The sequence below is a fragment of the Pseudomonas sp. P5_B2 genome, assembly GCF_056400445.1.
Map to the genome: position 1 here is coordinate 1 of NZ_JBFULH010000531.1, position 2857 is coordinate 2857.

3 protein-coding genes are annotated in these 2857 nt (G+C 54.4%); all 3 read left to right on the forward strand.

The features are described from left to right. Positions 1 to 234: 234 nt before the first annotated feature. Positions 235 to 1545, forward strand: a complete 1311-nt coding sequence (gene tig / locus AC1DRJ_RS23490; protein ID WP_477804256.1) for a trigger factor — start codon at positions 235 to 237, stop codon at positions 1543 to 1545. Positions 1546 to 1638: 93 nt separating this feature from the next. After that, the gene (clpP, locus tag AC1DRJ_RS23495) at positions 1639 to 2274 is read left to right on the forward strand and encodes an ATP-dependent Clp endopeptidase proteolytic subunit ClpP (RefSeq protein WP_033057292.1); all 636 of its coding nucleotides are present in this window, start codon (positions 1639 to 1641) and stop codon (positions 2272 to 2274) included. A gap of 113 nt (positions 2275 to 2387) precedes the next feature. Continuing rightward, on the forward strand, positions 2388 to 2857 hold a 470-nt coding region (locus AC1DRJ_RS23500), incomplete at its 3' end, for a ClpX C4-type zinc finger protein (protein WP_477804257.1).

The following is a 2857-nucleotide window of genomic DNA, read 5'->3' on the forward strand; positions in this document are numbered from 1 at the left end:
GGAGATGCTTGGCAACCGCTTCTATATATAGAAGGGTTGGCGCAGGGCCCTGGCGTGATTGGCTATATTTGCCATCGGGGCGAGGTGCATTCGTGCATTCGCACCTATAAATTGCCTGCTGCGTTTTTACCCGTTTTCAGTAGGGTGACTTCTTGAGTTTGACCCACTAGAATGCATGCCCTTGATTCTGGGGTCGGAAACGGCCGGCTAACGTCTGTGCAACGAGGAATATCCATGCAAGTTTCTGTTGAAAATACTACTGCTCTTGAGCGCCGCATGAGCGTCACCGTGCCGGCTGAGCGCATCGAGAGCCAGGTCAACAAGCGTCTGCAGCAGACCGCCCAAAAGGCCAAAATTGCTGGCTTCCGTCCAGGCAAAGTGCCAATGAGCGAAATCAAGCGCCGTTTCGGTGCTGATGCGCGTCAAGAAGCCGTGGGCGATGTAATCCAGTCTTCCTTCTACGAAGCTGTGGTTGAGCAGAAGCTGAACCCGGCTGGTTCGCCTTCGATCGAGCCTAAATCCCTGGAAGCTGGCAAGGACCTGGAATACGTCGCTGTTTTCGAAGTATTCCCTGAGTTCACCGTTGCCGGTTTCGAAGGTATCACCGTAGAGCGCCTGAGCGCTGACGTGGCTGATGCTGATCTGGACAAAATGCTGGACATTCTGCGCAAGCAGAACACCCGTTTCGAAGTGGCCGAACGCGCTGCCCAGAACGAAGACCAACTGAACATCGATTTCGTCGGCAAGGTTGACGGTGAAGTGTTCGCTGGCGGTTCCGCMAAAGGCACCCAGCTGGTACTGGGTTCCGGCCGCATGATCCCTGGCTTCGAAGACGGTCTGGTTGGCGCTAAAGCCGGCGAAGAGCGTGTTCTGAACCTGACTTTCCCAGAGGACTACCAAAACCTCGACCTGGCCGGCAAGACTGCCGAGTTCACCGTTACCGTGAACACTGTTTCCGAGCCAAAACTGCCAGAGCTGAACGAAGAATTCTTCGCTCAATTCGGTATCAAGGAAACCGGTCTGGAAGGCTTCCGCACTGAAGTTCGCAAGAACATGCAGCGTGAACTGCGTCAGGCGATCAAATCCAAGGTCAAGAATCAGGTAATGGACGGTCTGCTGGCCACCAACCCGATCGAAGTGCCCAAGACTCTGCTGTCCAACGAAGTCGACCGTCTGCGCGTGCAGGCTGTTCAACAGTTCGGCGGCAACATCAAGCCAGACCAACTGCCGGCCGAGCTGTTCGAAGAACAAGCCAAGCGCCGCGTTGTACTGGGTCTGATCGTGGCTGAAGTGGTCAAGCAATTCGACCTCAAKCCTGACGAAACCCGCGTTCGCGAAATGATTCAGGAAATGGCTTCGGCCTACCAAGAGCCTGAGCAGGTTGTGTCCTGGTACTACAAGAACGACCAGCAACTGAACGAAGTCCGTTCGGTTGTGCTGGAAGAGCAAGTTGTGGATACTGTTCTGCAGAAAGCTAGTGTGACCGACAAGTCGGTCTCTTACGAAGAAGCAGTCAAGCCGGTAGAAGCACCACAAGCCGACTGATCGTTTTTGCGGTAAGAAGAAATCACCATAAGCCAGCCTTCGTGCTGGCTTATGCGTATTCAAGACATAACTATTTGGGAGTGACTGCAGAGCATGTTCCGTAATTCGTATATTCAGCAGAACTCTGATATCCAGGCCGCAGGCGGCCTGGTCCCGATGGTTGTCGAGCAGTCTGCTCGTGGCGAGCGCGCCTATGACATCTACTCGCGCCTTCTCAAGGAACGAGTGATCTTTCTGGTTGGTCCGGTAGAGGACTACATGGCCAACCTGATCTGTGCGCAACTGCTGTTCCTTGAAGCGGAAAACCCGGACAAGGACATCCATCTATATATCAACTCCCCGGGCGGTTCGGTGACGGCTGGCATGTCGATCTACGACACCATGCAGTTCATCAAACCAAACGTGTCGACCACCTGTATCGGTCAAGCGTGCAGCATGGGTGCGTTTCTTCTGACGGCCGGTGCCGCCGGCAAGCGTTACTGCCTGCCGAATTCGCGTGTGATGATTCACCAGCCTCTGGGCGGTTTCCAGGGCCAAGCCTCGGATATCGAAATCCATGCCAAGGAAATCCTCTTCATTCGTGAGCGTCTCAACACGCTGATGGCCAAGCACAGCGGGCACACGCTTGAAGAAATCGAGCGCGATACCAATCGCGACAACTTCATGAGTGCAGAAGCTGCGCGTGAGTACGGGTTGATCGATGAAGTGATCAGCCAGCGCCCGGCTTAAAAATAAGCAGCTCAAAATAGGGTTGGTCAGCTGGTCTGATCACCGGCGGGCTTGAAAAAGCCCGCAATAGCCTTCATCTTGTGTTGCAAGCCTATCGGATTTGGATCGAACGAATGACTGACACCCGCAACGGCGAGGACAACGGCAAGCTGCTCTATTGCTCCTTCTGTGGCAAAAGCCAGCATGAAGTACGCAAGTTGATTGCCGGCCCCTCGGTCTTTATCTGCGACGAGTGCGTCGACCTGTGCAATGACATCATCCGTGAGGAGGTGCAGGAAGCCCAGGCCGAAAGCAGCGCGCATAAATTGCCTTCGCCTAAAGAAATCAGCGGCATCCTTGATCAGTACGTAATTGGTCAGGAACGTGCGAAAAAGGTTCTCGCAGTAGCGGTGTACAACCACTACAAGCGCCTGAACCAGCGTGACAAAAAGAATGACGACGTCGAACTCGGCAAGAGCAACATCTTGCTGATCGGCCCGACAGGCTCGGGTAAAACCCTGCTTGCCGAAACACTGGCTCGTTTGCTGAACGTTCCGTTCACCATTGCCGACGCAACCACCCTCACCGAGGCGGGTTATGTGGG

Coding starts and splice junctions, on each gene's coding strand:
- clpP (WP_033057292.1), top strand. CDS start 1,639: ATGTTCCGTAATTCGTATATTCAGCAGAACTCTGATATCCAGGCCGCA.